Below are 2146 nucleotides of genomic sequence, written 5' to 3'. Positions count from 1 at the left end.
ATAACGCCGTAAGTCCCGCCGCCCTAATCCATCAACCAGCGCGACCAAAACCACCATCACAAACAACGGAACGGATAGCATCAGGATCGCCAGCCGGATCAGCGTCACCATCGTGATGAACACGGCAGCCAGACAATATTCCCGTAAATAACCCGATACCCCCTGCAATACGGCATTGAATTCACGCAGAAAATCATTGCGACTATTAAGCTGATATTGCCGCTGCCCCTGTATCCAGGGCATAAAACCACTGTTCACAAAAATCCATTGATACGCCTGTACCAGCCCGTCTGAGATCGTTTGTGCGGGATTTGACAACAGCAGGCTCTGAGTAAATTCCGCGGATAAAAATTGCAGCTCCGTTTTCATCATCGTCTGGCTGTGAGAAGCGCCTTGTTCCGGCCAGAAAAAAGTCATACCAAAATATTCCAGTAACAGACTGAATAGCCAGGACATCACAATAAACCCAATGAGTTGCCACGGCCATTCCCATAACATACGATACAACAGGCTATGCTTGCGAGGCGGTTGGGAAGCCGGGCGGGATTGATTTTCTGACTGAGCCATGACGTGAAATTACCCTTTCTCTTCCCACCAGTTTTCACTGGTGCGGTAGTGCCGTCGCATATGCTCAGCGATGTTCTGCAAACTCGCCGGCATCAGGGTATCATCGTCATCGCCGGTGGGCAAAGGCATGCGAATTTTCCATAACTGCCCGCCTTCCAACAGGGCAAACGCCTGTCCTTTCGGCAGGTTAATCATCTCAGCCGGCGTCACCAGCGGTGTTTTGACCGTGCCGACCCTGTCCTGTGTCGAAGAAGTAAAATCCTGCCCCTGTTCAACATCGGCAATATCCGAATGCCCTGAGACCAATGTCTTGCTGTAGATTTCCACTTCCGGCAGCTGGCTGGTGAGCAGTTCTGCCGTGCGATTATCCCGCACTCGCAGCATAATCAATGTGTTAAAGTTGCCTATCACCTGCGCCGTTTTAGCCGGGCTGCCGATACGGGCCTCAATATCCGATGAAGTTTGTGTATAGGCGGTAACCTGCATGCCCGCACCGCCGCCTTTGTTGATCAACGGGATAAATTCATCCCCCATCAGCTCATTGAATTCGTCACAATGCAGGTTAATCGCCAGTTTTCCGTCCTGACGCACCGGCAAACCCGCATTCATGCCGTATTTATAAATCTGCCCAGCGACACTGACCAAATCCGCAAACATGCTGTTGCCCACTGCCGAAGCCACATCGCTGTCAGACAGCGCATCCAGCCCGATATAGACAATGCCGTTCTTGCGGATCACCTGTTCCCAGTCGAAAATCGGGCGTAAATCGGCCATATTGAGATAATCCGGTGATAACAGTTCTGCGATTTTTCCGGTGGTTAGTTTTTCCAACAGCGGCAGCAGAGAGGCGACAATTTTATCAAAATAGGTGCGGTCATAACGCACCGCTGAGCGTAATCCGTCCAGAATGGGGTCGTAGAGTTGTTTACCCGCGTCTGAACTTAACGTGACTTCCATTGCCCACAGCCGGAACGCATCCGGCTGCCCCTGCATATTGCGCGGGATATCTTTTTCTTTCAGCTTACCGAGGGTTTGATTGATTTGTTCCAGCAGGGCGGGTTGCCTGTCTGCCATCACTTTGGTCGCATAGAGTTGATACAGCTCACTGATATTATTGACGTAACGTGTGATAAGCGTGTAATCCGGCCGGTGTCCCAGGGCAACTAAAGCACGGGCGACAATATTGACAAACCGCCAGGCAAACTCACGGAACGCGGCACTATTCCCTTCGCCACTGAGCTGTCCCGCCAGACGGGAGGCGACTTCCGACACCCGGCCAAACCGCCCGACCGCGTTATAACGTGCCGAGATTTCCGGCCAGCCCAGATGAAAGAGGGAAAGTTCATTGCCCCGTCCAGCCCGGTGGGCTTCCGCCCAAATGCGTCTTAATAAATCAGCATCCCCTTTCGGATCAAAGACAATCACCACTTCGCCGCGCCGGATATCCTGGGTTATCAGTAATTCAGCCAGCCGGGTTTTTCCTACGCGCGTTGTTCCCATTATCAGCGTATGCCCGACCCGCTCACGCAAATCCATAAACACCTCCGCTTCCTGTGGCTCAATACCGTGGATCATGGGA

General features: G+C 52.3%; 2 protein-coding genes. Both read right to left on the bottom strand.

What is annotated here, in order from left to right:
* Nucleotides 1-567 (bottom strand): TIGR03747 family integrating conjugative element membrane protein (locus tag Xbud_RS18815; RefSeq protein ID WP_099137506.1); only part of this gene is annotated, 567 nt, incomplete at its 3' end.
* A 9-nt stretch (nucleotides 568-576) separates the two neighbouring features.
* A partial coding sequence (traD, locus tag Xbud_RS18810; protein ID WP_099137505.1) for a type IV conjugative transfer system coupling protein TraD occupies nucleotides 577-2146 on the bottom strand: 1570 nt, incomplete at its 5' end.

This window comes from Xenorhabdus budapestensis (genome assembly GCF_002632465.1).
GTDB classification, from domain to species: domain Bacteria; phylum Pseudomonadota; class Gammaproteobacteria; order Enterobacterales; family Enterobacteriaceae; genus Xenorhabdus; species Xenorhabdus budapestensis.
This window is presented reverse-complemented; position numbering and strand designations above follow the sequence as displayed.